The sequence below is a fragment of the Bradyrhizobium sp. Arg816 genome, assembly GCF_029989365.1.
Classification (GTDB): Bacteria; Pseudomonadota; Alphaproteobacteria; order Rhizobiales; family Xanthobacteraceae; genus Bradyrhizobium.
In genome coordinates this window covers 23,314-49,942 of record NZ_JAPRAQ010000037.1, presented here as the reverse complement: position 1 = coordinate 49,942, position 26,629 = coordinate 23,314, and the positions used below count along the sequence as shown (strand labels likewise).

Sequence of the window (26,629 nt, the reverse complement as noted above, 5' to 3'; positions counted from 1 at the left end):
AGCCCAGCCTCACGAGCGGCCATTGCACGACCCTAATGGCGCAGGACGCCTCCATCGTTGCCTCCGACTTGCGCGGCGGCTCGCATAAAGCGCGCGCGAGATTCCGTGCCATTCCCATGGCTAGCCTCCTCCTGTTGCTCTAAGCGCGCTTCTGAAGAAGCTGATGTTCTTGTTGGACAGCGCGGCGTCACAAGACCGTCGCAGCGTCAATGAGATCCTTCAGATGCGCCCCACTCTCGCCGGCCGCACGCTTCCGGTTTCCCGCATTATCGGGCATTTTGACGTCGATCTCTGAAATCGATTTCAACACTAATAGGAATTCGGAACTATGGAGTCAAGCCGTTTTTCAAGGGTGAGGCGCGGCTCATGGGTCACCGTCAGGCCAGCGTTGAGCAAGGGACAGCGGCGCCGCGGAGGCTGATTCTGCCAAAAACAGGCTTAAAGAGGCCTCGTTGCCAAGAAATCGATTTCAGTTTAAGGGCTGGCCCTCATATTCCTTCAGGAGAACTGCTCCATGACCAAGACGTCCGATCTCATCCTGTCGACATCTGTCGCGCCCCACGTGCGCCTTTTGACCCTGAACAGGAAATCGAAACGAAACGCCTTGAGCAACGACATGATCGTGGATCTAGGCGCCACCTTGCGCGATGCCGCAATCGACGAAGATGTCCGCTGTGTCGTGCTTTGTGGCAGCGATGCGTTCTTCTCTGCCGGAGCCGACATCAAGGAGATGCGAGAGCGCGGCTTTGAGGCAATCGACAATTCCGCGCGACGTTCTGCCTGGAGGGATATCGCCAATTTCCCCAAGCCTCTCATTGCTGCAGTCGAGGGCATTTGCTTCGGCGGCGGCCACGAATTGGCACTGCTCGCGGATATCGTGATAGCAGGCGAAGGGGCGGTATTTGGGCAGCCTGAGATTAACATCGGGATATTGCCGGGTGACGGCGCAACGCAAAGGCTGACACGCGTGGCTGGCAAATCGCTGGCCATGCTGATGATCCTGAGCGGCCAATCCATCTCGGCGCGGATTGCGATGCAGGCCGGCCTTGTGGCGGAAGTTGTCGAAAGCGGCAGGGCGCAGATTCGTGCGCTCGAACTAGCCGATCTGATTGCGCAAAAGCCTCCCCGTTCGGCTGAACTTGCCAAAGCCGCCGTTCTCGCCGCCTTCCAGACCACGCTGGACGCAGGGCTCGAGTTTGAACGCCAAGCGATCCGGTTTGCCTTCAGCACAGCTGACCAGCAGGAAGGCATGAACGCCTTCTTCGAGAAGAGGCCGCCGAACTATCGCGGGAACTAGCTACCGCGATCTGCTCGCGGCGCCAGCGAAGCTGGCCCGCGTAACATGGGGCATTCAACACTCCTTCGGCTCGACCAGGCCGGCGCTACGGGCGACAATCTCGTATTGGCCGGCCCTTGCCACACCAACGTACATGTTCATCCTGCAATGGCGCTTGCCCGGCACCATCTCCGCCGGCCCGCCAGGCCCTTCCACAAGCTTCGCGTGGTCGAGCGCGGCGGCGACCGCGTCGCGGTCAATTGTACCGGCTTCCTTTACTGCGGCTTCCCACAGCTTCAATCCTCGATAAGTGCCGGTCGCGGCGCTGCCTGCTGAGAACCGGAACTTGCCAGGAAACTGCTTTTCGTAGGTCGACTGAATTTTGGCGCTCACCGGATCTTCCACCGCGAACGCCCTGTAATAGTCCAGGCTGCTGGCGAGACCTTCGATCTCGTGAGCCTGATTCATTTCGAGCGTGTTCTCGTCATAGTAGACGCAGCCCAGCTGTCCCCCATTCCTGGAAAAGCCTGCTTCATAAAGCTGTTTGAAGAAGGAGCCGACGCCCGGGGGGATGACGCTGTTGAATACCACGTCTACTTTGTTGGACGTGATGCGGCTCACGGTCGATGAAAAATCGATCTGGTCGAGGGGGTAGTACTCCTCGAATACCACCTCCCCGCCGCTGCTCTCGATCACCTTGCGCGCATAGGCGTTGATTGTTTGTGGCCAGACGTAGTTGGAGCCAGGCAGCGCGAAGCGCCTGCCACCGTTCTTGATCAACCAGGGGATGAACCGGTCGCAATTCTGCGCCGGTACCGGGCCGGTGCAGAACAGATAGGGCGTGCACTCCCTGCCTTCGTAGGCCTGCGGATAGATGTAGAGCGTCTTGCCACGAGAGATGATGATGTCCTTGATGGCGTTGCGCATCGAGCTCGCAATGCCACCGAGCACCAGGTCGACCTTGTCTCGCTGAATCAACTTGCGGACATTGCCAACGGCAACGGACTCGTTGGACGCGGTGTCCTCGATCAGGAGCTCGATGGGGCGCCCCAGCAAACCACCAGTCTCGTTGATCTCGTTGACCACCATGCGAGCGACATTGGCGTCGGTATTCCCGGCAAAGCCGAGTGCCCCCGTAAGGTCGGTGGCAATGCCTATCCTGATCGGGCCTTCGGCGGCGTTGGCCCAGTCAGGACGGATCACCCAGCTGCCCGGGCCGGCCGCAATGGCCGCAGACGCAAAGGCGAAATTGCAGAGAAAGCGGCGGCGGCGGAGTTGTCGGTGATCATTCAACATGGAACTGACGTCCCCTTGGCTCATGGCCTTAAATCCACGTGCCCTGCGCTTTCCGGGGCGCGGCAGCCTGAAAGCTATCCGTCATTTTGAGTTTCAAGCAGCCTCTTCCGCGAGCGTTTGGGTAAAATCGCGTAACGAAGCAGCATTCAGGACAGTCTGAAAAACTCCTTCGCGTTCTCGCCAAGGATTCTGATCGCCAAGCGCTCTGCGTCTCGCGACCGAAAGTAACCGTTCGCGACTTTTTCATTCAGAACCTCGCCGATGAGCCGACGCGCGCCCTGTATCGCGGCAAACGTCTCCTCAACGTGAAGACAATCTCCTCCAATCATCATTCGCGATTCATCTGGCAAAACTTCAATGGCTTCGTGCAGGGCGAGCTTGAAATGTGACGGGCTCAACAGAAAAGACCAGCACAAATCAAGCCAAACATTTCGATACACAAAGGCCATGCCCAACAAGTCCCGGCTCCAGGGATAGGCCAAATGCATCAGCAGAAAGCGGGTCCGAGGATGACGCTCAATCAACCCGGTCATACGTAGCGGGTGGGAGCCGCTTATGATTGCCGTTCCAAGGTGAGTTTGGACTGGCAGGCCGGCCTCGCCTGCGAGTTGACAAAACAAGTCGACGACAAAGTCGCAGAACGCCTTGCGCGCTGCCGGTGATGGCGAAATTCGTCCCCAGGCCTGCCGAGCCAGTTCCTCGTTCGGTTCGTCAAAGCTTAGGTCCCGGTCATAGGCGAGTGCGTTCTTGAGCGCAATGTGATTGCGCCGGGCGCAGCCGGCTACGAGCTCGCGAATTGCGTCGCAATAATCATCGAAGGTTTTCACCTCGAGGCCGAGGCGCCGCAGCAACGTATGCCCGCAATTTCCATTATGATCGCGAGATTCGGGGTGCCAGCCGAGGGCGAATGCGTTAATCCGCAGGACCGCATCGTAACTTTGCCCAAGGACCGGCCGCGGATCCATCAACGGATCAAGAAAAGGGTCCGTTACGATCCTTCCGATGGCGGCCCGCCCAATCACTTCACTTGGCCATGTCGCCTCCTTGTGGCGCAAGCGCACTGAAGCGTCTACCGCCTCCCAGTTGTCGCGAGTGATTCCAGTGTCGGCGACGCCGTAAAGCTCGGCGACTCCGCGGACGAGGTTCCGGACGAATGCGTTCGATCCGCTCCTCCCGAGGAACGGAGCAAGGGCCTCCCAGGTGGTCGGCTCGGCAGGGGCAGATATCATATTGCTCGTTGCCTTGGGCTCGGATGGCAGCACGTGGCTCGTCCAAGCCGCATAGCTCTGTTGGAACAGTTTCAACAGATTTACGTCCCGGCTATGTGCGACCTCGGGCATGTGATGTTCATGGACATCGACGACTTGGCACGCATTCATAAAATCGCTGATGGTTTCGGACATCGACCCTCTCTGCTCAGCCATCGCAAGGAACTCGAATGCGCCACCTTCGACCAGGAGATGGCCGCCGGCGAACGCCTCTACGGCGCTAGATACATCAATAGCCGCGGGTCGTTGCGCAGCTGCTGCGCCGGGCCCGAAAGCGCGACACGGCCGCGATCGAGCACATAGGCGTGCTCCGCTACACGCATTGCGAGGTCGAGATGTTGCTCGACGATGATGATGGCGATCTCTCTGGCTAGCTCGACCAAGCGCTCGGTGATCTCCTCGATGACGCCGATCCAGACACCCTCGGTCGGCTCATCCAACAGGAGGAGTTTAGGGTTTCCGAGGATAGCGCGCCCGATAGCGAGCATCTTGCGCTCGCCACCGGAGAGCGTTCCGGCCGGCTGATCGAGGCGCTGGCCGAGTTTCGGAAACATCCTCATCACCCGGTCCACTGCCGATCCATCGGGGTGCAAAAGCGATCCGACGGCGAGATTGTCACGCACGGAGAGGCGCGCGAACACAGAATGCTCTTGCGGCACATATCCAATACCGGCCCGTATCCGCACTTCGGTCCGCCGGCGATCGATGTCTTGGCCGTTGAACTGCAGGCCGCCCTTCCATGCCGGCAGTTCGCCGACAATCGCTTTCATGAGCGTGCTCTTTCCGGCGCCGTTGCGGCCGAGGACGGCCACCCCGCCACGCGGCGGGATGGTCATATTGACGCCGAACAAGACCTGACTGCGTCCATAGCCGGCATCGAGATGCTTGATATCGAGGAATTCAGGCACGGCGCAGATAAATCTCCTGGACGCTTCTGTTGGCCTGGATCTCGGCAACCGTTCCTGACGCCAGCACCTTGCCTTGATCGAGCACGGTCAGGCGGTCGCAGATGTCGCGGATGAAATCCAGGTCGTGCTCCACGATGACGAGCGAGCAATGCTGTTTGATCGGCTGCAGCAATTCGCCGGTGACGCGGCGCTCCTCCAGGCTCATGCCGCCGGTGGGCTCGTCCAACAGCAGCAGGCGCGGTCGGCATGCGAGCGCCATAGCGATCTCCAACCATTGCTGCTGCCCGTGAGACAGGGTCGCCGCAGCATCAAAGGCGCGATCGGCGAGCCGGAACTGGAGGAGCATCGTCATGACCTCCTCGTGCAGTCGTCCTCGAGTGCGCGAGAACGCCAGGTCCAGCAGTGAGGACCGGGCCTGCAGCGCGAGCAGGATGTTGTCGTAAAGCGTGAGGGTCGGTAGCACGGCGGTGATCTGGAATTTCAGGCTCATGCCGGCTCGCGCACGCTCTGGCGGCGTAAACGAGGTGACGTCAGTATTGATGAACGTCACCTTGCCTCGGGTCGGCACGAGCGCACCTGCGAGACACTTCATCAGCGTGCTCTTGCCCGAGCCGTTCGGCCCGATCAGGCCATGAAACTCTCTCTCGCCGACCGTGAGCGCCGCTCCGTCCAGCGCGGTGAGCTTGCCAAAGACCTTGGAGATGCCGGCGGCTTCAAGGAGCGGCATTGCGCTTCTCCTTGAGGCTCGGGCCGAAACTACCGACACGTTCCCGCTCGCCCAGCACGAGGCTGATCAAGCCGAGGGGCCGGAACAGAATGACGAGCAACAGCAGAACGCCGAGAATGATCGGCCAGATATCGCGATAGTTGTCGGAGAGCCAGAAGCTGAGTCCCTCGACAATCGCGGTGCCGATGACCGCACCGATCAATGTCCCGGAGCCGCCGAACAAGACGTAGAGCACGACCTGGGTCGACATGACCACGCCCAGCATGTTCGTCCAGACGAACCCCTCGTGAAACGCATAAAGGCTACCGGCAGTACCTGCAATCGCGCCGCTGATTGCGAATATGATCGCCTTCAAATGTTGCACTTTGTACCCGAAGAAGGCGATCCGCTGTTCGTTCTCTCGCAATCCCGCCAGCGCCAGACCGAACTGGGATCGCAACAGAAAGCGCGACAGAAGGTAGATCAGAACTAGAATGGCGAGCACCAGGTAGTAGAAACCTGGTCCCTCGCTCAATTCGTGCGAGCCGATTGTCATCGGTTGGATCGAAGGGATACCGTTCTGACCGCCAAGATAATGTGAACCTCTCGCCAGCCGGTCAGCTGCGTAAGCTCCGGTCAAAGTACCAAGCGAAACGAAGACCACACTCGAGGGGTGACGGCCGAGGAGCAGGAAGCCTGCCAGCAACAATGCCGCCACAAAGCCTATCAGGGTTCCGGCCGGAAGAACCGCAAAAATCGATCCAACCCCGAAATCGCGTGAAAGCAGCGCCACACCGTAGCCAGCCATGCCGAAGAACAACGACTGACCCAAGCTCAAGATACCCGCATAGCCCCACACCAGGTCGAACGACAACGCGAAGAGGCACAGAATGAGCACTCGTGTCGCATAGACAGTGATGTAATCCCGCAGGAGGAGAGGTGCGATCGAAGCGGCAATCAGCAATGCTAGTTCGAGAATCGGAAGCACCTTCGTTCGCCCTGCGAAGGCAGATGCCATGACAGGCGAACGAGCAGCTTCAATGACGCGTGACGGGGGCTGTATGCCAGTGCCGGTCGATGACATCAGCACTCCTTCGGATCGACCAGGCCGGCGCTACGCGCGACGATCTCGTACTGGCCGCCCTTCGCCACTCCGATGTACATCTTCATCCTGCAGTGGCGCTTGCCGGGCGCCATCTCGGCAGGCCCGCCCGGCCCTTCAGCAATTTTCGCGTGGTCGAGGGCGGCGGCTACCGCCTCGCGGTCAATTGTACCGGCCTCTTTCACTGCAGCCTCCCACAGCTTCAGTCCTCGATAGGTGCCAGTAGCGGCGCTGCCTGCCGAGAATCGGAACTTGGCAGGGAACTGTTTGTCGTAAGCCGATTGGATCCTGGCGCTCACCGGATCCTCCGCCGCGAGCACCTTGTAGTAGTCGAGGCTGCTCGCAAGCCCTTCAATCTCGTGGGCCTGGTTCATTTCCAGGAAGTTTTCGTCGTAATAGACGCAGCCTAGCCGCCCGCCGTTTTTGGAGAAGCCGGCTTGGTAGAGCTGTTTGAAGAACGGGCTAACGCCGGGGGGAACAATGGCGTTGAAAACCACGTCTACTTTGTTGGATATGATGCGGCTAACCGTAGAGGAAAAGTCGATCTGATCGAGCGGGTAGTATTCTTCAAAGACGACTTCGCCACCGCTGCTCTCGATCACCTTGCGCGCATAGGCGTTGATTGTTTGCGGCCAAACATAATTGGAGCCAGGCAGCGCAAAGCGCTTGCCACCATTTTTGATCAACCAGGGAATGAACTGGTCGCAATTCTGAGCTGGTACCGGCCCCGTGCAGAACAGATAGGGCGTGCACTCTTTACCTTCGTAACCTTCCGGATAGATATAGAGCGTCTTGCCGCGAGAGATAATGACGTACTTGATCGCATTGCGCATCGAGCTCGAGATACCGCCGAGCACCAAGTCGACCTTGTCTCGCTGAATCAGCTTGCGCACATTTCCCACGGCGACGGATTCGTCTGAGGCAGTATCCTCAATCAGGAGTTCGATCGGGCGCCCCAACAGGCCGCCGGAATCGTTGATTTCCTTGACCAGCATGCGAGCGACATTGGCGTCGGTATTGCCGGCGAAGCCGAGTGCCCCCGTAAGATCGGTAGCAATGCCGAGCCTGATCGGGCCTTCCGCAGCATTTGCCCAGTCCGGGCGGATCACCCAGCTGCCCGGGCCCGCCGCTATGGCAGCCGAAGCGAGGGCAAATTCGCCGAGAAAGCGGCGGCGGCTCAGTTGACGGCTGGCGTTGATCATCGGTTGACCCCTCTTCCCGAAACTAGGCCTTGCGGCCGGAACTTGATAAAAATGATGGCGAGCACGAACACCAGAACGTCGGCGATGACCGGTGACATCAGCCAAGGCAGCCAGGCACTGAACGTGCCGATGACGCTGGCGCCAGCGACCGGGCCCGCGAAGGACCCGACGCCGCCGACCATCACGGCAACAAAACCCTGGATAAGAAAGCGGATGCCGAGATCGGCGAACAGTGAAAAGACCGGCACGATCAGCGCGCCGGCGAGGCCCGCGAGCGCCGCACCAAACGCAAAGGTGAGGCTGTAGATCATGCCCGTGGAGATGCCCGAGGCACGCGCCAGCGACGGGTTCTCCAGCGAGGCGCGGACTCGCAGGCCGAACGAGGTGTAGGCGAGCAGTGCATGGCTCGCGGCCATCACCAGCAAAGTGATGATGACGATGACGCCGCGCCAGGTGGCGAAATGCAGACTACCGATCGTGATAGAGCCACTGATTGGCTCCGGCACCGAGAGATAGAGTCCGCCGGTCAGGCCGCGCACGGCTTCGCGAATGATCAGCCCGAGCGCATAGGTGCCAAGCATGGCGACGATTGGAGCGGCGTAGAACCGTCGCACCACGAGTTTTTCCAGCACGAAACCAAGCGCGCCGACCACGACGGGCGCGGCAAGCATGCCGAGCGGGACCGGCAAACCGACGCTGTGCACGAGATAAGTGACGTAGGCGCCGAGCAGGACGAACTCGCCCTGGGCGAAGTTGAAGATACCCATCATGCTGGCAATGATCCCGAGACCGAGCACGACCAGCACAACGATCGCGCCGAAGCTCAAGATTTCGAACATGGCGATAAGTAGCGTATCCATGCCGCTGCGTCACATTCCTTGGGCTTGCGAGCACATCCTCTTCACGCCGACCGCCTGAAGGCGTGAGCTACTCGTTGGAATGCAAAGGGCTGCTGTCACGAGAGCGCTCCTGGAAGGTCATCCCGGCAATGGGAGTTGCAGGCGATGGTGGGCTTCTTGGGCGGCCCGCCTGTCGGCGCTTCATTCACGACATGCGGCGCGAGATTGCCTAGAGAAACGTAGGGAGATCTGAGTAATGTTGGGTAATGTTCGCCGGACAAGCGACATTGCGCCCGCGTTAAAGAGAGCCCTCCGGCGGGTGCCTAGCGTTCTCGCCAGCCCAATTTCGATGCGGCAAAAAGCGATAGGAGAGCTATCCGCATGCCCTAACTGCGTCGCAGGCGGGCACACGCGTTCCGCGGCGAACGATGCCCAACCATGGGGAGGAAACCAGACGAGAGGATGCACCACCTAACGATGGCCGCCGGCGGTTAGTTCAGCACCAAAAAGGATGAACTCATTTGGGCCGAACACCTGGCTTGCCAACGAGCGGGTCCAGAGGGTTTGAAGCAACTCGTCGGACGCGGGAGGCGTGTCACTATACTCTTCCAGTCAGCTGATGACGGCGCATGATAGTCCGCTTCGCTTGGCCAACTGCTTCACCGACCAGTTCAGCATCCCCGGGCGTCTCGCAACTGTCTCCCAGTAGTCTTTGATGCCCCTTTCCGCTCCCTCGCGAGTATAATGCGCGTGGGGATAAGCGCGGCGAATATTTCCGGATGAGGCAGCGGAATGGACTGCTTCCCGCCCGTCCTTTCGCTTCGTGTGAAGCAGACGGTCTCCTCGGCATCCAGCGCGAGCTTACCTTCATCGGGCCGGCCAATGCGGATCTTCTGGCCTTGCAGATCCTGTATCACGCCGATCGGCCGATTGAACTCCCGCTCGAGCGCACGGATCGAGTCGAAACACGCGGGCGTGGTCGTCATGGGTCCCATGGCTGAAGTTCAGCGTGAACGTATCAGCCCCGGAAAGATAGAGTGCACGAAACTTTCAGGGGACGCGGTTGCCGGACCGACGGTTGCAACGATCTTGGCGCGGCGTGAGCGGCCATCGTGCCCCTCTAGGTCAGGAGATCATAACGGCATGAAACCCGGCAGGGCTCTTCATAAAGGTGCTCAAAGCGGTGCTAGTTGACCATCCACGCTCCTACTTTACCCTGGTCTGTCGTCGCCGGGGAACAGGAGAGAGCATTCGGCTTACGCTCCCGATGCCACCGCGGGCTGCTCCTGTCGCGCCGACCGCACGATGCTGTCGACCGCGCGGTAGGCGAACACAATCGCCGGGCCGATCGTAATGCCTGCCCCAGGATAGATTCCACGCATCGGCGAGGTCATGTCATTGCCGCAGGCATAAAGACCTGCGATCGGCGCCCCATTTCCATTCAGGACCTGTCCTTCTGCATCGGTTGAGAGGCCGGTGGCCGTTCCAAGGGTTGCCGGGACAATTGGGAGTGCGATGAATGGGCTGCTTTTGATAGCTCCAAGGTTCGGGTTTTTCTTTCCGACCGCCGGATCTCCCAGGGTGCGGTTGAAAGCCGTTTCACCGCGGTTGAAGAGCGGATCGCGTCCTTCAGCTGCGTGGGTATTGTGTTCTTCAACGGTCTTTTGGAGCTCGTTGGGGTCTAGGCCCAATTCCGCCGCCAGCTCCGCAATAGTGCGGCCAATCTCGATGTAGCCCAACCGGGCATACTTCTTGATGCTCAATGTCCATGGCCAGGGGAGCAGGTGTCCCATGCCCCTGAGGCGGACGAATTCCTTGTCGCAGATGAAATAGAACCGCTTGTCCGCCGGATAACCGTTGTTGAACATGGCAAGGCAGATATCATGATACGAATTGGATTCATTGACGAAGCGCTTGGCATTTGGTCCCACGGCGATGACGCCTGGACGGCCACGATCGAGCCAGCCGTACGGGACCACTTGCGAGGAGCGGCCGTTTCTGAGTATCGAGACAGGCGTCCAGAAGCCGCTCGATGCCACGTCATTATCGATCGTAGCTCCGAGCTTGCCTGCGAGCGCAATACCATCGCCGGTGACATCGCTGTGGGCGAGCGTATCATTGTGCTGGTGGGCTCGGCTGAGCTGGGATCGCAATTTTCCGTTCCGCGCAAAGCCACCGGTTGCCAGGATCACTCCGTGCGAGGCGCGGACGCGCAGATCTCTGCCATCCCGCTTGAGGAGTGCGCCAGTAACCCTCCCTCCCTCCCTCGTCAGATCTACTGACGGGCAGCGTGGCCAGATTTCAATGCCATATCTGCGCAGGCTTACCAATAACCGCGCGATCAGCGCATTGCCGCCACTGAGTTCAGTGCCCCTCCTGTAGCGCAGCCGGTCGCCTGCGTAGCGGCTGACCCGGCGCAGGACGTGTTTGAGCGAGGCAGCCGACTGGAAGGGGTTGAGGAAGCTTCTGACCTCGCCGGACGAAATCATCATGCCGCCGAGCACGACGCGAATCGGATCACCTATCAGGTCGAAATCCTTGCCGAGAAGCCGTCCGTCGTAAGGTGCCGGGCTCAGCGCCCGCCCCTTGTCGACCCCGCCGATTTGGCTGGAATGATAATCCGGAGCGGAGGCCAGTGTGAACTTCACTTCACTCCCATTCTCCAAGCTGGCGAGCGCCGTTGGGCCGTCTTCAAGATAGGCGTCCACGAACTCGGGGCGATAGTAGTTGCCAAGTTCGTGTTGTAGATAGATCTTCGCATTCGCAATCGAATCATCGATTTTCGCGGCTCGGGCCTGCATTGAGCATGGAACCCAGATCATGCCGTTCGACAGGGCGGTCGTGCCACCGAGCCGGTCAGACTTCTCGCACACCGTCACGCGAAGTCCGGCCTTTGCCGCATAGAGCGCTGCGGACAGTCCAGCCGCGCCGCTGCCGATCACGAGCACGTCCGTCTCCAAATCGTGCGTTGGCTTACTCGCTTTGGAGAAGGAAGCGGCATTGGGTTTCAATTCGGTGATTGGGCTATTCATTCATGCCTCGGTGCAGTTTCTGCAGTGAATGCTGACGCTCTCGCGGGAGCGGAACGGCTTTGAATTCTTCGGCTGCAGCCTTCACCGCCCGCTCGATCGGGATCCGTTCGATCGAGGAGGCGCCAACGAAGCCGACACATCCGGTCGATCGGTAGACTTCCGAGGTATCCCGGGGCTCAGCGATTGCCCCGCCATGGCAGAGAAGGGTGACGTCCGGGCGGACGGCTTGAGCTGCAGCATTGATGTCGTTGATGCGCCTGATGGCCTCTTCAATCGACTGTCCCTCCTCATGCCCCACAAGCCCGCCGCGCGTTGCGCCGACATGTGGGACGATGCAGTCGGCTCCCGCCGTGACCATCGCTTTGGCGTCGTGCGGGCTTGCGACATAGGCGAGCGAGAAGATGTTCTTCTTGCGGGCCGCCGCGATCATCTCAACTTCACGCTCAAAGCCGAGCCCGACGCGGCCTCGACGTTCACGCCATTTCTCACCCATCGTTGAAATGGTCGGGTAGTTGATCACGCCGGAGAAGCCGGCAGCCCAGAACTTGTCCAGAAGATCATCGAGGTCGAGCCGGAGGGGATCCCAGGCCTCGACACCGCCTATAACAGGCACGGAGGAGACGACGTTGCGGATCTCCGCCGCCAGCTCGAGCGTGCGCGCATTGGAATCGCCGATCCGGCTCGTCGGCAGCCCCATCAACCGCGATAACCCAGTACTGTAGACCACGAGCATGTCAGCCCCGCCGAGAGCTGCGCATTTTGCGACGAGCCCGCAACTGCTCGCCGCGGCAATCACTGCCTTTCCCGCCGCAACTTGAGCTGTGATCTTTGCGAGTATTTCGGCCCGATCAAACATCCGCACGGGATGACCCTCCTGGTGTCAGTCGTTCGACGATCCACGATGCGGCCGCGTCCGCAAATTCCGGATCGTTGATGTGACAATCCAGCTCGCGGGCGATGATCGAGGGCGGTAGGTTTTGCCTGACAGCGTCGAACCAGGCTCTATCGGCTTCAGGATTTCGAAAGATTCCACCGTCCCGGTCATAGTCAGACACCCCCTTGGCCGGCCACAACACGAGGGCGGGCGCCTTTGCTTGCGAAAGGCGCTCTGCTGTGAGCCTGCCTATGCGCTCGTTCTCCGAGGCCGTCGTCCGCATGAGCGTCGTGAAGGGGGTATGCGAATAGAATTGCCGCCCCTTGAACTCGGCAGGCACGCTCGAGGGAGGGCCAAAGTTCACCATGTCGACAGCTCCCGGCGCGATAAGCTGAGGAATCATGCGGTGAGAAGCTGCTGTGAGCCGATCCGGACCTGCGCTGGCGGTGCCGCCGACCAGCTCGTCAGCGAGCTCGGTTGTGGTCAAATCGATCACAGCATCGAACTCACCGGCGGACACGAGCTGCTCCATCTTGCGGCCCCCAGCGCCATTGGCCGGAAAGACAATCGCGTCGAAGCCTGCTTCTGCCAGCCGCGCTACACAGCGATTTGCCGCCGGCGTCGTGACCCCAAAGGCCGTGATCGCAACAGTCTTTCTCTTCCGCCGATCTCGGGCAGGCACATAGCGCATCGCCGCAATGGCCCGCCCTGCGTTGTCGAGAACGCGTTCGGTGAACGCGTTGATTCCGAACAGATCGACCAGGGTCGGATAGAGGATGATGTCATTGTGGAGGGCGAGTTCGGCCAGGAGGGCTGGCCTCGCGCTGCTCACCAGCAGCTTTGGGAATCCATACGGCAAATCCGATACAACTTCACCGAAGACTGCGCTGCCTTTGCCGCCCGCCACTCCGACGATCGCGTCGATCGCACCTGATCGCAGGAGCTCCTTGACTTCTTCACGCGCGCTTGCAGCTATTTCCCGTAAGAGCTCAGCGGGTGCAGCCACCCGTTCCTCGCTGCTATCCGCCTCGCTTCTGCACCTCCTGTTTGATGTGCCTACATCAATCGTAAGGGTCTTGCGGCCCGACCGTTCGACGACGCGCGCGAGATAAGCGCTTTCGCGGCCCTTTGTGTCCAAGGTTGCGATAATCGCGACCTTGCCCGAAAGATCGGACGGGTGACCATCCCGGACCGACCTCTGGTCGTCCGCGCAATGGTGAGACACGATCTTCCTCCTAGACGTTTCAGGACATTTGGAGGTCTAGATCGAACTAAAATGGCTCATAAGCCCGGATACGAGCGCGACTGGGTAAAGTTGGGTAGGTGCCAAGCGGCCATAGAAGCAGCAGCCGCTTCGCGGACGACTCGAAATCCCCAACGAACAAGCCTTGGTGCAAAAGTTTCCCGGGGGAAACCGCGCGCCGAACCCCGGAGCCGGAATCCGATGCCCCGTTTCACCGACCGCTACGTCGCCTCGCTCAAGGCCCGAGGGACTGAGCGCTTCGAGGTCAAGGATGATGCCTGCAAGGGGCTGGCGATCCGGGTAACCGCTTCCCGAAAGACCTTCTGCTTCCGCTTCAAGCGTCACGAGAAGATGCAGCGTATCACCCTCGGGAATACCCCATCATGATCTGGCGCAGGCGGTAATCGCGGCTAGCCAAACGGCGAGCTTCATTTTAGGGCTTGAGAAAGGGCGACAGCCTGGGCTCGTCGCTGAAGTACCTCACCACTTCCGCCCTCCAAGCGCCCTGCTCTTGTTCTGGCCGGGCCCCTTCAGCGCGTCCCGCTGAGTGGAGAGATCGTCGATCTTGGCCACCATCCGCGCGAGAGGCTGTCCCAATGCCCGCCCGCTGAAGCTGGAGGATCTCTTTCCGCTGCCTCCCTGACTGCGTGCGCATGCGCTCGATTTCGACCCGGATGAAGTCGATGTCCGGCATGGTCAGTCCTGAATATTGAAGATGGTCGGTACTGGCCGAAATAGGCCACTCGGGATTTCAAAGCAGGCCACTGAAATTACCACCGTAGTTATACTGACTCCAACTACCATTGCGCGAACCTATCTCTGGAGTCCACTAGAATGGAGGTAGGGAATATGTCCCGAGTTACCGAAGCTGAAGTTGCCGAAGCGGCCATCAAAGTTCTTACCGATCGAGCTTCAGGTCGTGCGACCATTAAAGAGTTGATTGAAGAAATTCCGAACTACCTAACGCTTTCGGCAGAAGACCTTGCGCCATCACCGACCCGGCCAGGCGAGGCGTTATGGGAGCAGCAGGTGCGCAACATCACCTCGCATAAAGCGTCGCCCAGAAACGCCATCTACGAAGGCGAGCTTGTCGCCATCCCCGGCGGCTTGGCGCTGCCGGGGCGCGAGGTTGCAGCCTAGCTAGGAGAACTTCGCCTTATAGCCGGGTTTGAACCATTTCAGCTCGGTTCTGCCCGGCGCTTCTTTATCCCAAACAAACCATGCATAAGCCGTCGTTCCGCTGCCCTTCGGCTCTACGCCGCTAGGATAGAAAGTAATACGTTCACTGAAAACCCAGACCCGAGCGGGCGGTATCTTTGCGAAGATCGTATTTGCGCGGTTCGCGCCCTCTAAGAAGGCAAGCCGCAACAGCAGTGCGAACTTGCGGTTCGAATGCTTGACGCCGCTGGCGACAAAGCCCTCAGCGCAGTTGTAAGGCGGATTGGTTACGATGTTGTCGGCTGACCATTTCGGCTCAAGAAAGTCAAAGCCGATCTCGCCATAGCCGCGATCGTATAAATCAGAACTGCGAACGGGCTGCCCGGTCTGCTCTAGCACCCGGGACATCGTCCCATCACCACACGCGCTTTCCCAAATCTCGCCGGTGAATTTTTCGTTGTCGATCAGAGCAAACGTTGCCCACGGTGGGGTGGGGAAAAAATCTGGCCCGCTGAGATCAGCGAACCTTTTCATTGTCGGCTTAAAGCCGCCGTTCAAATTGTAAGTTGGGTCTGCCATCCGAATCTCCTCGGATGGCAGAGTATCAGAATCATTGATTCCGCAAGGGTTTTTAGTGAGTCATTATGACTCACCCCTGCCTAACTCCCTGAAGCACCGTGAACTTCCGGCGACGATCTGGCGGCGTCTCGTGGGCAGTGCAGACGCCACAGGGAGTGCGGCGCCAACAAGCTGGGCAAGCCGACGACTTTGCCCTGACGCTGCACTCGATCTGCGGGAGAAGCCTTGTCTGCCACAGGTCTCAATTGCCCAACCGCCAATGACCGCAAGCAAGTGTCCGTTCTCACCGTCGCGGGATGAGCGTTGGCGAGATGTCGCCGAACGGTACTCGATACTCACCCTACTGCGGCGCCGACCCAACAGTGCTGGCTCGATACATCACGTCGCGATTGGAGCTGATCGCTCGTCGGGGCGCACCCCGTGGCGCGGCGCAGTTCGTTCCTCGGAGCATTGATTGGTAGCCGCAGCCAAAGAGCGAGCGAACGTCACGACCATGCCTGTTCAGCCGCAGCTAAGTGAGGACAATAAAGAGAGCGAAGGGTCCCATCAAAGTGAGCCGCGCGCACCTGGACGCGAAGGACGACATTCTCGTCCCAGTTTCGCTGGCATCGTCCAGCGCACACCCTTGCCAAGCTCTGAGAGCCCGCCCAGAATGCCACCATGGCTGAGCCATCTCTTGATGCGCCTCGAGCGCCTCACGAACTCGGGGAAAGCATCCACCAGCGTTGAACAGCCGCCGGCTGTGCAGCGCTGAACGGTGATTGAGGCGAGGTCCTTAGCCAGCCAAGAGCGTTCCGGGACCTGCCCCATCATCGAAAGGATCGCTCGCAATGGAGCGAGCACAGGGGGCGCTCTGCGTTTCGATGAAGGCGCCCGATGAGGTACAGCAGTTCCGAAACGAGGTGATTAAGCGCCACCGTGTGGATTGGAAGCCGCCTCACCATTTGAAACCAGACTGGGGCAAGCGTAGCTGGCGGATCTTTGATGGATTGGGGCTCCCCGCAAGGTCGCGAGCCGTCACCAATTCCCGACCGCGCGGCAAGGCGCGCTCCGAGTCAAAAAGATGCCGCTGCCGGAGTTTTCCAGCAGCGGCGCCAGTCAGGGAGGAAGCAGACAACCGGTCTGCTAGCGGATCCGTAGGGCGCAGATAGCTCGCCCGATTTTTTTCCCGAGGCGCTTCACGGGCCCTCTTTCATAGCGAGCGGAGCTCCTCAGTACCCTGCAGCAAATCGCATTCGACACTCTGGACGGGCGCGGAGAGCCCACTCAAGCAGCCAGGAGGAAACGGCGCCGACGACCATCCCTTTCCAGCCGAACCTGGCTCCTGCGCCAAAGAAATACAGGACGTTGCTCCGACAACGATCGAAGTCGTGGTCTAGACCTGGATGAAGCGGCGTGTAAGATCGGCGGAAGCATCAATTGGGTAGGGTTGGGTAAAAACCGTGAGAGCCAATGTCTTAGGTCGCCTTGCCGCAAGTCTCTCCTCGTCTCGCGGTGATCAGATGACGATCTATGCGCCGTCACTGCGGACCCTTCCACAGAACGCCATGCTGGTCATGGCCACGCTTCCCGTCATCGACTGGAACGACTGTCTCCTGCGGGACTTGGAAGCGGGGCCCAAAATGCCCCCTTCCTGCTATGCGGCGATCGTCATGATCGACCCGTTTGCATGCTGGGAAGATCTTGGTGATTTGTTGGAAGATGCAGGGATGACCGGAGTGACGAACTTTCCGCCTGCCCCCATGATTGAACGGACACCGGCAGGAGTGCCGCTCGATCGCGGTCAGGAGCTCGAGCTTCGCCGTATGGAGTGGTTTGCAAGCCGAGGGTTCAAAGTCCTGTTTGTCGCGGCCGACGAGGCAAAGATGACAGCAGCGGAGCAACGGCTAGGTTCACAGCTGGATGGGTCCGTCTATCTGCGACCCGAGGTGCTTGCGCTGCCGATTGGATCGGACATCGGGCTCGTAAGCCTTGGCTCTCATGGATCGTCGTCGGTACCGAAGTTCTCCCTGGAGCAGGCCGCCACGGCCAAGCAGCCGCTCCGACGGGCATGAGGCCTTATTCGAGGATCCGCAGTTTCTTGATTTTGTTGTAGAGGGTTTTGCGCGAAAGCCCGAGAGAGCGAGCAGTCTTGCCGCGGTGAAGCCGGTTTCTCTTCAGACCCTCGATAATCCAGTCTCGCTCGGACAGCGAGGCCGCGGGCCGTGCGCCTGAAGGGGGCTGCAACAACGGCTTTAGCACCTCACCGGTGATGTGACTTGATGGCATGGTCGCGAGCTGGTTGACGACCTGCCGCAACTCGCGCAAATTGCCTGGCCAATCGTGCCCGGCGAGCGCAAGGAATGCAGAGTTTTCTATCGTGAGCGTCTGGGCGCTGGAATCTCCTTTGGCTTCGACGGTGAAGTGTTGAACGAGTTGCGGCAGATCTTCAAGCCTGTCGGGTAGCGAAGGTACCTGGACATCCAGCCCGGTAAAAAGGTCGAGAAGCCGCGCGCACAGAACCGTTTCAAGGCCAGCGCCTCGGGCCACCGTTGCGGTCGCAATGATCCGGGCGTGGGAACGCATGACAGTTACCCCGTTCAGAGGGGTAAACCCGCCTGTCTCCAGGTAATCGGCGAGGCGCTCCTGGCCTTCACGCGAAAGCTGGTCAACATGCAGCAGCAGGACGGCGCCGTCGCTCGACGCCTCCAGGAGCGACAATTGGCGTCTGCCGCTCTCAAGGCGCTCGGCGCCGAACAACGGGCCGAGTGTATCCATCGCCGGACCGGGTCGGCAATGAAACAACGCCGCTTTGGCGTGCCGGCGGTCGCTAAATGCGTGAACCAGGCTTGCTATTCTACGCTTGCCGGAGCCGGCCTCCCCCCAGATGAGGACTGGGTTGGGGGTCGCCGCAACGCGTTTGGTCATCTCGAGGATGCGCTTCATTGCCGAGGACTGCGCGATGACGCCGTGCCTGAAGCCACTCAACTGCAGCTGCCGTTCGAGCAGATCCACCTTCTCGCGCAACAGGTGGATGGTCTTGAAGCCCGACGTCACCTCGAGGACCGACATTTCCAGAGGCACGCGGTCCAGCGAAGAGCCTCCGATGAACCCCTGGATTCCGGTCTCGCGACAGATGTCCAGGAGCTCGTCCGGCTTTGTAATCGGGCCGCCACCAAGCAGGCAAATGGTGCTCTTGTTGACGGATTGAGCAACGCGCGCAACGGCATTCGTACGGGCTGCAAGTTCAGACAGGCTGATCGACGGATCGGGCCCGCTTTCAACCGCGCGGTTTAAATTGAAATTGATGCAAATGGCCTCGGCACCTGCTTCGACCATTCGACGCGCTTCAGATTGACTGCGAGCATAGGCAATCGTCATCAGGCCGCGTTTTGCAGCCTTCACAAGGAGCTCGATCTCCCGGGAATAGCCAAGGCCGGACTTCTCGAGCAATGACCTGCGGTCATCATCGATGTGTATGACGGAAGGGAAGTTGGTCACACCTGCAAATCCCCATTTGACGATTCGGTCGAGCCATCGATCCAGATCAAGCTCGGGGTCGAATGTACAGGTGCCGAAGAAGACCGGCAGCTTTGTGTTTGGCAGGATCTCGGTCCGTCCGTACCCCGCTACGAACTCGTTACTATTGCGGATTGGAAGAATGGAGGCGGGCGAGGCCCCGCCCATGGCACGAAAACGGCCAGCATTGAGTGCGAGCACGAAGTCGGCGCCCGCCCGTTCCGCGGCCCTGGCCGTCATGCCAGATCCGATCCCCGCACCAAGGACGAACGAACGGGAATTCCGGAAGAACTGCCTGATGCCGGCTTCCTTCACCTCAGTGATCCGCGTGTCGATCTGAAGCCGGCATCATCGCACGGCTCGACATCAAGACTAGCTCCAAGTCGCAGGCGCTTGCAACCGCCGAACCGCCTTTCCATTGCTCATGAACAAGTGGCAATCGGCTGGAGCGGCGGTGAGGGTGAGCTTTCCGGCTCCCTTGCGCGAGCCGGATTTTGGCGCCCTGGCGACGACCGTTTCGTCTCCAACGTTACCGTAGATGTACGTGACGCTACCGAGATGCTCAACGAAATCCACGTCGAGTCCAATGGAGATCTCCTGCTGCTCGGGTGCCGGCGAGGAGAAGTCATCCGGGCGGATTCCGACGGTGACCGCCTTGCCAACTAGCCTTTGGTCCGGCTGGACCGGAACGGAGATCGTAGAGCCGGCCCCCAGTCGGACGTCCAGACCATGCTCGTGAGCTGCCTCGACCTTGCCGCCCAGGAAGTTCATCTTCGGCGAGCCGATGAATCCTGCCACAAAGCGCGAGGCCGGATTGTGATATAGATCGTGGGGGCTGCCGACCTGTTCGATGTTGCCGTCCTTGAGGACGACGATCTTGTCGGCCATGGTCATCGCCTCGACCTGATCATGCGTCACATAGATCATGGTATTTCCGAGCTGCTTGTGGAGTTTGGCGATCTGAACCCGCATTTGCACGCGCAATTCGGTGTCCAGGTTGGACAGGGGCTCATCGAACAGGAACACTTTTGGTTCTCGCATGATGGCGCGCCCGATTGCGACGCGCTGGCGTTGCCCGCCTGAAAGCTGTCGAGGCTTGCGATCCAATAGATGGTCGATCTGCAATAGCGACGCTGTTTTAACTATCTTGGCGGCGATCTCGGCTTTCGAGGCTTTGGCCATGCGCAGGGGAAAGGCCAGGTTCTCTCTCACCGTCATATGCGGATAGAGAGCGTAACTTTGAAAGACCATGCCGAGGTTGCGATCGGCGGCATCTATGTCGTTGACGAGCTCATTGTCGATGAGGAGCCGCCCACCGCTGATGGGCTCGAGCCCGCCAATCATGCGCAGAAGGGTGGATTTGCCTGACCCGGACGGACCAACGAAGACGACAAATTCGCCGTGATCGATGGTCAGGTCGATATTACGCAGGATCTCGATAGTCCCATAGGCCTTCTTGAGGCTCTCCAGGCGAACGTTGGCCATTATGCCCTCCTCTGTCGCGCCTGAGGCGCGCGAGCAGCACTTACCTCAATTTCGCGCAAGCTCGATACGATGAAGTCGGGGGCCATCAAGGACGGCCCCTGACGCGTCGGCACGCCGGTTGTAACAAGCACCGTGGCAAGACCCGCCCTCTTTCCGGCTTGAATATCCGTAGAAACTTGGTCTCCGATCATAATGGTCGAACCGCGGTTCGTACCAAGGCGTGAGAGCGCTGTTTCGATCATCGGCGCCTGCGGCTTTCCAACGATCGAAGGCTGCACTTGCGTAGCGGCTGCCACAGCTGCAATCGTCGCACCAGCCCCGGGCTCGAACCCGCTGGCCGTCGGCAGCAGAAGATCGGGATTGGTTCCGATGAAGACAGCGCCATTAAGGATCGCCTCAACGGCAATTCGCATCTTCTCGTGCGTGATATCCCGGTCAAGTCCCATCACAACCGCTTCAGGCGTTCGGTCAGTGACCTCCAGCCCAACATCGCGCATGGCCATGACAAGCGAGGGAGCGCCGATGACATAGATTCGCGTCAAGTGCGGATAATTCGCTCGAATGAGTTCTGCGGCGGTGATGGCGCTTGTGACCACCTCTGACGGTGCGATCGAAAGACCAAATCCTCTCAGCTTGCGGACGACGTCCTCCGGGGTATGCGTGGAATTGTTCGTCACAAAACAGAACGGCACGTCGGCTTCCTGCCATCGCGTAAATGCTTCTATCGCATCCGCGACTGCGGTGGTGCCACGATAGACGACCCCATCCAGATCGGAGATGACCCCTTCTATCGGCGGCCAGTTGACTTTGGAGCCGGTGCTAACCATTCATCAGCATCCCGCCATTCACATGGACAATCTGCCCGGTCATGTAGGAAGCTGCGGGGCTGGCCAGGAACACCGCGAGCCCTGCGATATCTTCCGGCAATCCGACCCGGCCCAGCGGAATTCGGCCACTGTGGCGCGCTTCGGTCTCCTCCCGCGGACGCCCGTGCATGGGTGTATCGATAATCCCGGGTGCGATCGCGTTGACGTTGATCTTGAGCGGAGCACATTCATAAGCGAGCAGCTTTGTCACGTCGTGCACGATTGCCTTTGACAAGCAATAATCAGCGCCGCCAGCCTGGTAGTTGAAAACCGCGCCTTGAGATGACAACGAGGACCCGACATTGACGATGCGGCCGCCCTTGCCCTTCATGAAGCGCTCGATCGTTTGCTTGGCACAGCGAAGCACCGCGACGGAATTGATCTGTATGGTTTTTTCGATCTTCTCGGCATTGCCGGTTAGAAGCGGCTGAGCCGATTTTATTCCGGCGTTGTTGATCAGGACATCAAGCCTGCCGAAGCGCTTGGCGATCTCATCAAGCACCCTGCCGACATCATCTTCTCGAGACACGTCCATGCTCATGGGCAGGATCCCATTGCCGTGCGGCAAGCGCGTCAGAATGTCCCGGAGGTTTTCCACATTTACGTCGGTTGCCAGGACGTTCGCACCGCCTTGACGGAAAGCATTGGCAATGGCTGAGCCAATGCCCCCACCCGCACCGGTCACGAGCACGGTCCTGTCTGCAACTGAGAACTGTTCGGTCATTCCAACTCCAAGATCGTTTGAGAATTCAGAAATTCGTCGACGGCCTCACCGCTAGGCATCGAGCTTTGGGCACCGCGTCGCGTCACACATAGGGCGGCAACCGCGAGCGCCTTTTTGATCGCTTCTCGTATTGGCAACCGGTGGGCTAGAGAGGCGGCGAAGGCTCCATTAAAGGCATCGCCCGCCGCGGTCGTATCAACGACCTTCACAGGAAATGCCCGCAGCGCAAAAGACGCGCTGGCATCAGCGTAGTAGGCGCCCTGCGCACCAAGTGTGATCAGGGCTGCTCTCGGGCCGAGATCGAGGAGCTTTCCAGCCGCATGAGCGGCGCTGTCGAAGTCGTGTACCTCGACCCCGGTGAGCTCGAAAGCTTCCGTTTGGTTTGGGGTGACGAAATCAACACTCCTCCACGCCGCCGCGGACAGGCCCGCCCTCACGGGCGCCGGATTGAAAATGAGATCGAACCCCTTGACGCTCTTCATTGCAAAGAGGTGATTGAGCGCGGGGACTGGCATGCCCATCTCGGCAACGACGATTGCGTCCCGCTCAATGAATTTGGCCGCCTTTTCGACCATGCTTGGTGTGACATTTGCATTGGCTCCCGGGTCTATGACGATCATGTTGGAGCCGTCGTCACCCACAAGCACGAGAGCAGAACCCGATATCTCCCCTGGGCACACCGCAATGGCATCGAGACGGACACCTGCCTCACCCAGCGCTTGCCGCAACGATCGACCGGCGTCGTCATCGCCAAGTCGGGTGTAGAAGCTCGGCTGAAGGCCCAATCGAGCGGCGGCGACCGCCTGATTGGCGCCCTTGCCTCCCGCATTCCGCTTCAAGCTTCCCATCTGGCTTTCACCCGGCGCTGGAAGCCGCTCGACGTTGAAGCAGAGGTCGAGATTGGTCGTTCCGAAGAACATCAATGGTCTGGGGCTCATTTCACGGCCCCGAAGGTAAGACCACGTTCGAGATGACGCTGGCCAAGGATGATCAGGATGACCGGCACAATCATGGTCACCACCAGACCCGCAGCCATCACCGGATAGAACTGAACGCCCGGGTTGAGCAGCTTGAGCAGGGCGACGGTGACTGGTGCTTTCGTCGAACTAAGGATCAGGCCGAGCGCGAAGTTGTGCCACGCGAGCAGGAAGATAAGCAAAGAAGCGCCTATCAAGCCGGGCTTTAGAAGCGGAAGAACGATGTGCCAGACAACTCGGAATGGCTTTGCGCCATCCATGGCGGCCGCCTCCTCAATGTCCTTTGGGATGTCCTCGATATATGAACGGCTCAGCCAAATGATCATTGGCAGCGTGACGACTTGATAGACCCAGATCATACCGAAATAGGTGTCATAAAGGCCGACTGTCTGGAACACGCTGAACAGCGGTATGACGACAAGGAGCGCCGGCGCGAAGCGGAAGCCAAGAATGAAGAATGCGATGTCCTCCTTCATAGGGATATCACGCCTCGCCAGGACGTAGCCTGCCGGTACCCCGGCGATGAGCGATACGAGCACCGCACCAAGCGAGATCACGACGCTATTTGTGACCGGGGTCAGGAAATCAACCTTGATGGTGCCGTAGCTTGTTGCCCCGGCCTGGGCGGCATCGAACAAAACGCGGAAGTTTTCAAATGTTGGAGTGAAGATAAAGCGCGGCGGCCACGTCATGACCTCGGCCTGCTGCTTCAGCGACATCATCACGATCCAGACCAGCGGAAATGTCAGGATCAGCGTACAGGCAACAACCAGCAGATTAGGGAACAAGCTTGTAGGCGTTGAGCGATTGAAACGCATGTTCAGCCTCCTCTAGCTTACGCGCTGCCGGACCAACCGCCACAATTTGACCATGGCCAAGGTCCCGAGAAGCACGATCATCCAGTTGACAACCATGAGCGCGGCACCACGCCCGAAAGCGAGATTTTGAAAGGCCGTGATGTAGGCGCGGACCGAAAGCACCGAGGTACTGTCACCCGGGCCGCCCTGGGTTGTTCCGAAGATGATATCGAACTGATTGAGCGATTCGATCAGCCGAAACACCGCGGCGATCAGGATGTACGGTGCGATGAGCGGAAGCTCGATATAGAGGAACGTTGCCCAAGCCCGCGCGCCATTGACCCGCGCGGCCTCTCTGATTTCGTCATTGATTCCCTGCAAGCCGGCGAAGATTATTAGCGCAAAAAATGGGGTGTAAGTCCATATGTCGATGAGAACCAGCGAGCACATCGCCGTGCTGGCGTCCGAAATCCATGCGAACCGGCCGATCCCAACAAGCGAAAGCAAATAATTCAGGATCCCGTTCTGCGGATCCATCATTGTGGTCCACATCAAAGCGACGCTCATCGGCGGCAAAACCAACGGAAGGAGAATGACGGGCCGCATCAGCCGGGCAAGAAACACTCCACTTGCGAACAATTTGGCGAGCGCAAGCCCAAAGAACGCTTCGGCGAGCACGGCGGAGCAGGCATACGCCATAGTCGCCCGCACGCTGTTCCAGAAATCTTGGGTCTTGATCGCCACTTCATAGTTGGTGAATCCAATGAAGCGAACCACGGGACGGCCAAACTTGAGATCGGTCAGTGATTGAAAGACCCCATAGAAAAACAGAAATAGAAATCCAAGCAGGATGATGATTGCGGGGGCAATCGCAGCAAGGCTCCACCAGTCAAGAGCATTCTGCTCGGCCTTTTGCACCTGCTCGTTATTGGACGAGGCCAGCTGGTCTGCCGATGATTGTAGCGTCACGATTGCGTCGATGCCTCGAAGGTCCATCGCTCACTTCTCAAAAGATACTCGGGCGTAGTGGGGGCGACAATTCGCTATGCCGCCCCCGATCGCCTTACATGGAGGAGCGGATCTCCGAGGCGAGGTCGGTCAACGTCGCCTTCACGTCCGCGCCGTTGACCATTTTCTGCATGGCAACCGCCCAGGCGTTCATTGCCTCGGCAAACCCTGCGCGCGGCGTAAAGGCCAATGCAGCCCTCTCCTGCACGCTTTTGAAGGTATCCACGAAGTTCGTGAATTCCGGTTTAGCTGCATAGTCGAGCCAAACCTTGTCGCTCCAGGTCGAGGCGCGCGGAGAGTTGACGAGCTTTCCGGCGACGGCACCGTTGAGCTCGACCTGCTTTGACGTCGCCCACTGGATGAACAGCCAGGCTGCTCCCTTTTTCTGAGAGGCCGCATTCATGGCCAGGGACCAGATCCAGATGTTCGATTCAAAATTCTTGCCGTTCGGAGCGCGCAGAGGAGGAGCGAATGCAATCTTGCCCGAAGCGGGCTTGCCGGCGACATCGTTCCAGAACCCGAACATGTTGGAATCGATCGCCATCGCTGTCCGACCCGAATTGATGCCGTCGACCACCTGATACCAGTTGTCGTTGGCAAAGGATGGAGCAGCGCACTTCTTGATCATTTCCACATAGTCCTTGTGGAAGGCGACCGACGCGGGCGAATCGAGTCCGGTCTCTAACTTGCCGTCCTTGACGACGAAGTCGTGCACACCGTAGGACTTGGCAATCGAGATTGCAGCCGTGTGGATGCTGCTCCAAAAGCGGACTCCCCGCACGCCGAGAGGTGTGATCGCAGGATCCGCAGATTTCAGCTTCTCGCAAGCCGCGGACATTTCCGGCGGGGTTGTCGGAACCTTGATACCGTGCTTGTCCAGAATGTCCTTACGGTAGAACAATTGGATGTTTTCGAAACCGTGCGGGATGGCCCACACCTGACCCCGGCCCGCCTCGATCTGCCCGCTCTTGATCTCCCATGTCAGCGCGTCACGTAGTGCGGGGAAGAAGTCCTTGTAATCATAGCTCGCCGAGGTGAGCTTGGGGTCGTTCAGGTAGCGGTCGAGCGGCTCGAGCAGTTGACCGGGCGCGAGATCCCAAGCTGGCTGAATTCCCGTGCCGACGACGTCCCATGAGGGTGACTTTGTGCTCAGCTGGATGGTCAGCTTATTCCAGTAGGCATCGTCCGGATAAAGCTCGGGCGTCACCTTGATGCCTGTCAACTTCTCGAACTCAGGCAACTGTGCTGCAACGGCATCAGCATACGGATGGATGTCGTAAGCCCACACGATCGAAGAGCCCTCGAACTGGCGCCAGTTGATATCCTCCGCTTTGGCCTGGACGAAAGATGCGGACGCACCGAGCAAGAGAGGTGAGCAAATCAGAGCGATTTTGAGAAAATGAGCCGAATGGCCGCGCAAAGCGGCTAGCGTCCTTGGCATTAGTCCCTCCTTTGGGCTCTTTGGCCTGCAATTCACGCGCCCCTCCTCTTCCAGGACCGCGAGTGTTGGGAACGCTAACCGGCATTTTCCGCCCATATGCACCCATTCAGATCGAAGTTGGGTAACATTGGGTACGTCGGGGAAGCGGCATCACAGGAGCCGCTTCAAGAAGCCATAGTGAGAAATGATCAATGCAGGCGCACGTTCAGGCCCCGCGAACCCAGCCCCACAAAGAATGAGCGATCCTAACTAACTACTCGCGCTGTATCAGTAGCTGGTTTCAAATGCTCTATTGATCCCGCCACTCGTCACGGAGGCGGCGATCTTGTTCTTGAGTGGATGCCTCAAGA

23 protein-coding genes are annotated in these 26,629 nt (G+C 59.3%); 4 read left to right on the top strand and 19 right to left on the bottom strand.

Annotated features, from left to right (window positions below; all coding sequences use genetic code 11):
• Positions 1–514: 514 nt before the first annotated feature.
• Positions 515–1,297 (top strand): enoyl-CoA hydratase-related protein, encoded by a 783-nt coding sequence (locus OWC48_RS43010; protein WP_282525444.1) that lies wholly within the window; start codon positions 515–517, stop codon positions 1,295–1,297.
• A gap of 54 nt (positions 1,298–1,351) precedes the next feature.
• Here the strand turns inward: OWC48_RS43010 and OWC48_RS43005 are convergent, their stop codons facing one another.
• From OWC48_RS43005 to OWC48_RS42955, 10 genes are all read right to left on the bottom strand, one after another.
• Positions 1,352–2,572 carry a substrate-binding protein gene (locus tag OWC48_RS43005; protein ID WP_282525459.1) on the bottom strand — a complete coding sequence of 407 codons (1,221 nt, stop codon included), beginning with the start codon at positions 2,570–2,572 and terminating at the stop codon, positions 1,352–1,354.
• Between the two features lie 146 nt (positions 2,573–2,718).
• Positions 2,719–3,975: an amidohydrolase family protein gene (locus tag OWC48_RS43000; RefSeq protein WP_282525443.1), complete on the bottom strand. Its 1,257-nt coding sequence runs from the start codon at positions 3,973–3,975 to the stop codon at positions 2,719–2,721.
• A gap of 77 nt (positions 3,976–4,052) precedes the next feature.
• Entirely contained in the window at positions 4,053–4,748 is a 696-nt protein-coding gene (locus tag OWC48_RS42995; RefSeq protein ID WP_282525442.1) for an ABC transporter ATP-binding protein, read from the bottom strand.
• Positions 4,741–5,475: an ABC transporter ATP-binding protein gene (locus tag OWC48_RS42990; protein WP_282525441.1), complete on the bottom strand. Its 735-nt coding sequence runs from the start codon at positions 5,473–5,475 to the stop codon at positions 4,741–4,743. The genes OWC48_RS42995 and OWC48_RS42990 overlap by 8 nt, the downstream gene beginning before the upstream one ends.
• A complete protein-coding gene (locus OWC48_RS42985; RefSeq protein WP_282525458.1) occupies positions 5,462–6,472 on the bottom strand; it encodes a branched-chain amino acid ABC transporter permease in 1,011 nt (336 codons plus the stop codon). Before OWC48_RS42985 ends, OWC48_RS42990 begins: the two co-directional genes overlap by 14 nt.
• Positions 6,473–6,537: 65 nt before the next feature.
• A complete protein-coding gene (locus OWC48_RS42980; RefSeq protein WP_282525440.1) occupies positions 6,538–7,758 on the bottom strand; it encodes a substrate-binding protein in 1,221 nt (406 codons plus the stop codon).
• Entirely contained in the window at positions 7,755–8,618 is an 864-nt protein-coding gene (locus tag OWC48_RS42975) for a branched-chain amino acid ABC transporter permease (protein ID WP_282525439.1), read from the bottom strand. The genes OWC48_RS42980 and OWC48_RS42975 overlap by 4 nt, the downstream gene beginning before the upstream one ends.
• Before the next feature lie 1,235 nt (positions 8,619–9,853).
• Positions 9,854–11,629, bottom strand: coding sequence for an FAD-dependent oxidoreductase (locus OWC48_RS42965; RefSeq protein WP_282525438.1), 1,776 nt, complete (start codon positions 11,627–11,629; stop codon positions 9,854–9,856).
• Entirely contained in the window at positions 11,622–12,485 is an 864-nt protein-coding gene (locus OWC48_RS42960) for a phosphoenolpyruvate hydrolase family protein (protein ID WP_282525457.1), read from the bottom strand. The genes OWC48_RS42965 and OWC48_RS42960 overlap by 8 nt, the downstream gene beginning before the upstream one ends.
• Positions 12,478–13,728, bottom strand: a complete 1,251-nt coding sequence (locus OWC48_RS42955; protein WP_282525437.1) for a Tm-1-like ATP-binding domain-containing protein — start codon at positions 13,726–13,728, stop codon at positions 12,478–12,480. Before OWC48_RS42955 ends, OWC48_RS42960 begins: the two co-directional genes overlap by 8 nt.
• 219 nt (positions 13,729–13,947) lie before the next feature.
• On the opposite strand from OWC48_RS42955, the gene OWC48_RS42950 reads away from it, so the two are divergent.
• Positions 13,948–14,133: an integrase arm-type DNA-binding domain-containing protein gene (locus tag OWC48_RS42950; protein WP_282525436.1), complete on the top strand. Its 186-nt coding sequence runs from the start codon at positions 13,948–13,950 to the stop codon at positions 14,131–14,133.
• A 462-nt stretch (positions 14,134–14,595) separates the two neighbouring features.
• Positions 14,596–14,886, top strand: a complete 291-nt coding sequence (locus OWC48_RS42945) for a hypothetical protein (protein WP_282525435.1) — start codon at positions 14,596–14,598, stop codon at positions 14,884–14,886.
• Here the strand turns inward: OWC48_RS42945 and OWC48_RS42940 are convergent, their stop codons facing one another.
• Positions 14,887–15,483 (bottom strand): hypothetical protein, encoded by a 597-nt coding sequence (locus tag OWC48_RS42940; protein ID WP_122405223.1) that lies wholly within the window; start codon positions 15,481–15,483, stop codon positions 14,887–14,889.
• A gap of 1,502 nt (positions 15,484–16,985) precedes the next feature.
• On the opposite strand from OWC48_RS42940, the gene OWC48_RS42935 reads away from it, so the two are divergent.
• The gene (locus OWC48_RS42935) at positions 16,986–17,537 is read left to right on the top strand and encodes a hypothetical protein (protein ID WP_282525434.1); all 552 of its coding nucleotides are present in this window, start codon (positions 16,986–16,988) and stop codon (positions 17,535–17,537) included.
• A 4-nt stretch (positions 17,538–17,541) separates the two neighbouring features.
• On the opposite strand, the gene OWC48_RS42930 is transcribed toward OWC48_RS42935, so the two are convergent.
• The 8 genes from OWC48_RS42930 to OWC48_RS42895 form a co-directional block, all read right to left on the bottom strand.
• On the bottom strand, positions 17,542–19,296 hold the full coding sequence (locus tag OWC48_RS42930) for a phosphoenolpyruvate hydrolase family protein (protein WP_282525433.1): 1,755 nt from the start codon (positions 19,294–19,296) through the stop codon (positions 17,542–17,544).
• Between the two features lie 57 nt (positions 19,297–19,353).
• Positions 19,354–20,469: a sn-glycerol-3-phosphate ABC transporter ATP-binding protein UgpC gene (locus tag OWC48_RS42925; protein WP_282525456.1), complete on the bottom strand. Its 1,116-nt coding sequence runs from the start codon at positions 20,467–20,469 to the stop codon at positions 19,354–19,356.
• Positions 20,466–21,293: an HAD-IIA family hydrolase gene (locus OWC48_RS42920; protein ID WP_282525432.1), complete on the bottom strand. Its 828-nt coding sequence runs from the start codon at positions 21,291–21,293 to the stop codon at positions 20,466–20,468. Before OWC48_RS42920 ends, OWC48_RS42925 begins: the two co-directional genes overlap by 4 nt.
• The gene (locus OWC48_RS42915; RefSeq protein WP_282525431.1) at positions 21,286–22,056 is read right to left on the bottom strand and encodes an SDR family NAD(P)-dependent oxidoreductase; all 771 of its coding nucleotides are present in this window, start codon (positions 22,054–22,056) and stop codon (positions 21,286–21,288) included. Before OWC48_RS42915 ends, OWC48_RS42920 begins: the two co-directional genes overlap by 8 nt.
• The gene (locus OWC48_RS42910) at positions 22,053–22,994 is read right to left on the bottom strand and encodes a ribokinase (protein WP_282525430.1); all 942 of its coding nucleotides are present in this window, start codon (positions 22,992–22,994) and stop codon (positions 22,053–22,055) included. The genes OWC48_RS42915 and OWC48_RS42910 overlap by 4 nt, the downstream gene beginning before the upstream one ends.
• Complete coding sequence (locus OWC48_RS42905; protein WP_282525429.1) at positions 22,991–23,851, bottom strand: carbohydrate ABC transporter permease; 861 nt, start codon at positions 23,849–23,851, stop codon at positions 22,991–22,993. The genes OWC48_RS42910 and OWC48_RS42905 overlap by 4 nt, the downstream gene beginning before the upstream one ends.
• Before the next feature lie 12 nt (positions 23,852–23,863).
• Complete coding sequence (locus OWC48_RS42900; RefSeq protein WP_282525428.1) at positions 23,864–24,826, bottom strand: carbohydrate ABC transporter permease; 963 nt, start codon at positions 24,824–24,826, stop codon at positions 23,864–23,866.
• Positions 24,827–24,893: 67 nt separating this feature from the next.
• Positions 24,894–26,279, bottom strand: coding sequence for a sugar ABC transporter substrate-binding protein (locus tag OWC48_RS42895; protein ID WP_282525427.1), 1,386 nt, complete (start codon positions 26,277–26,279; stop codon positions 24,894–24,896).
• Positions 26,280–26,629: the final 350 nt, after the last annotated feature.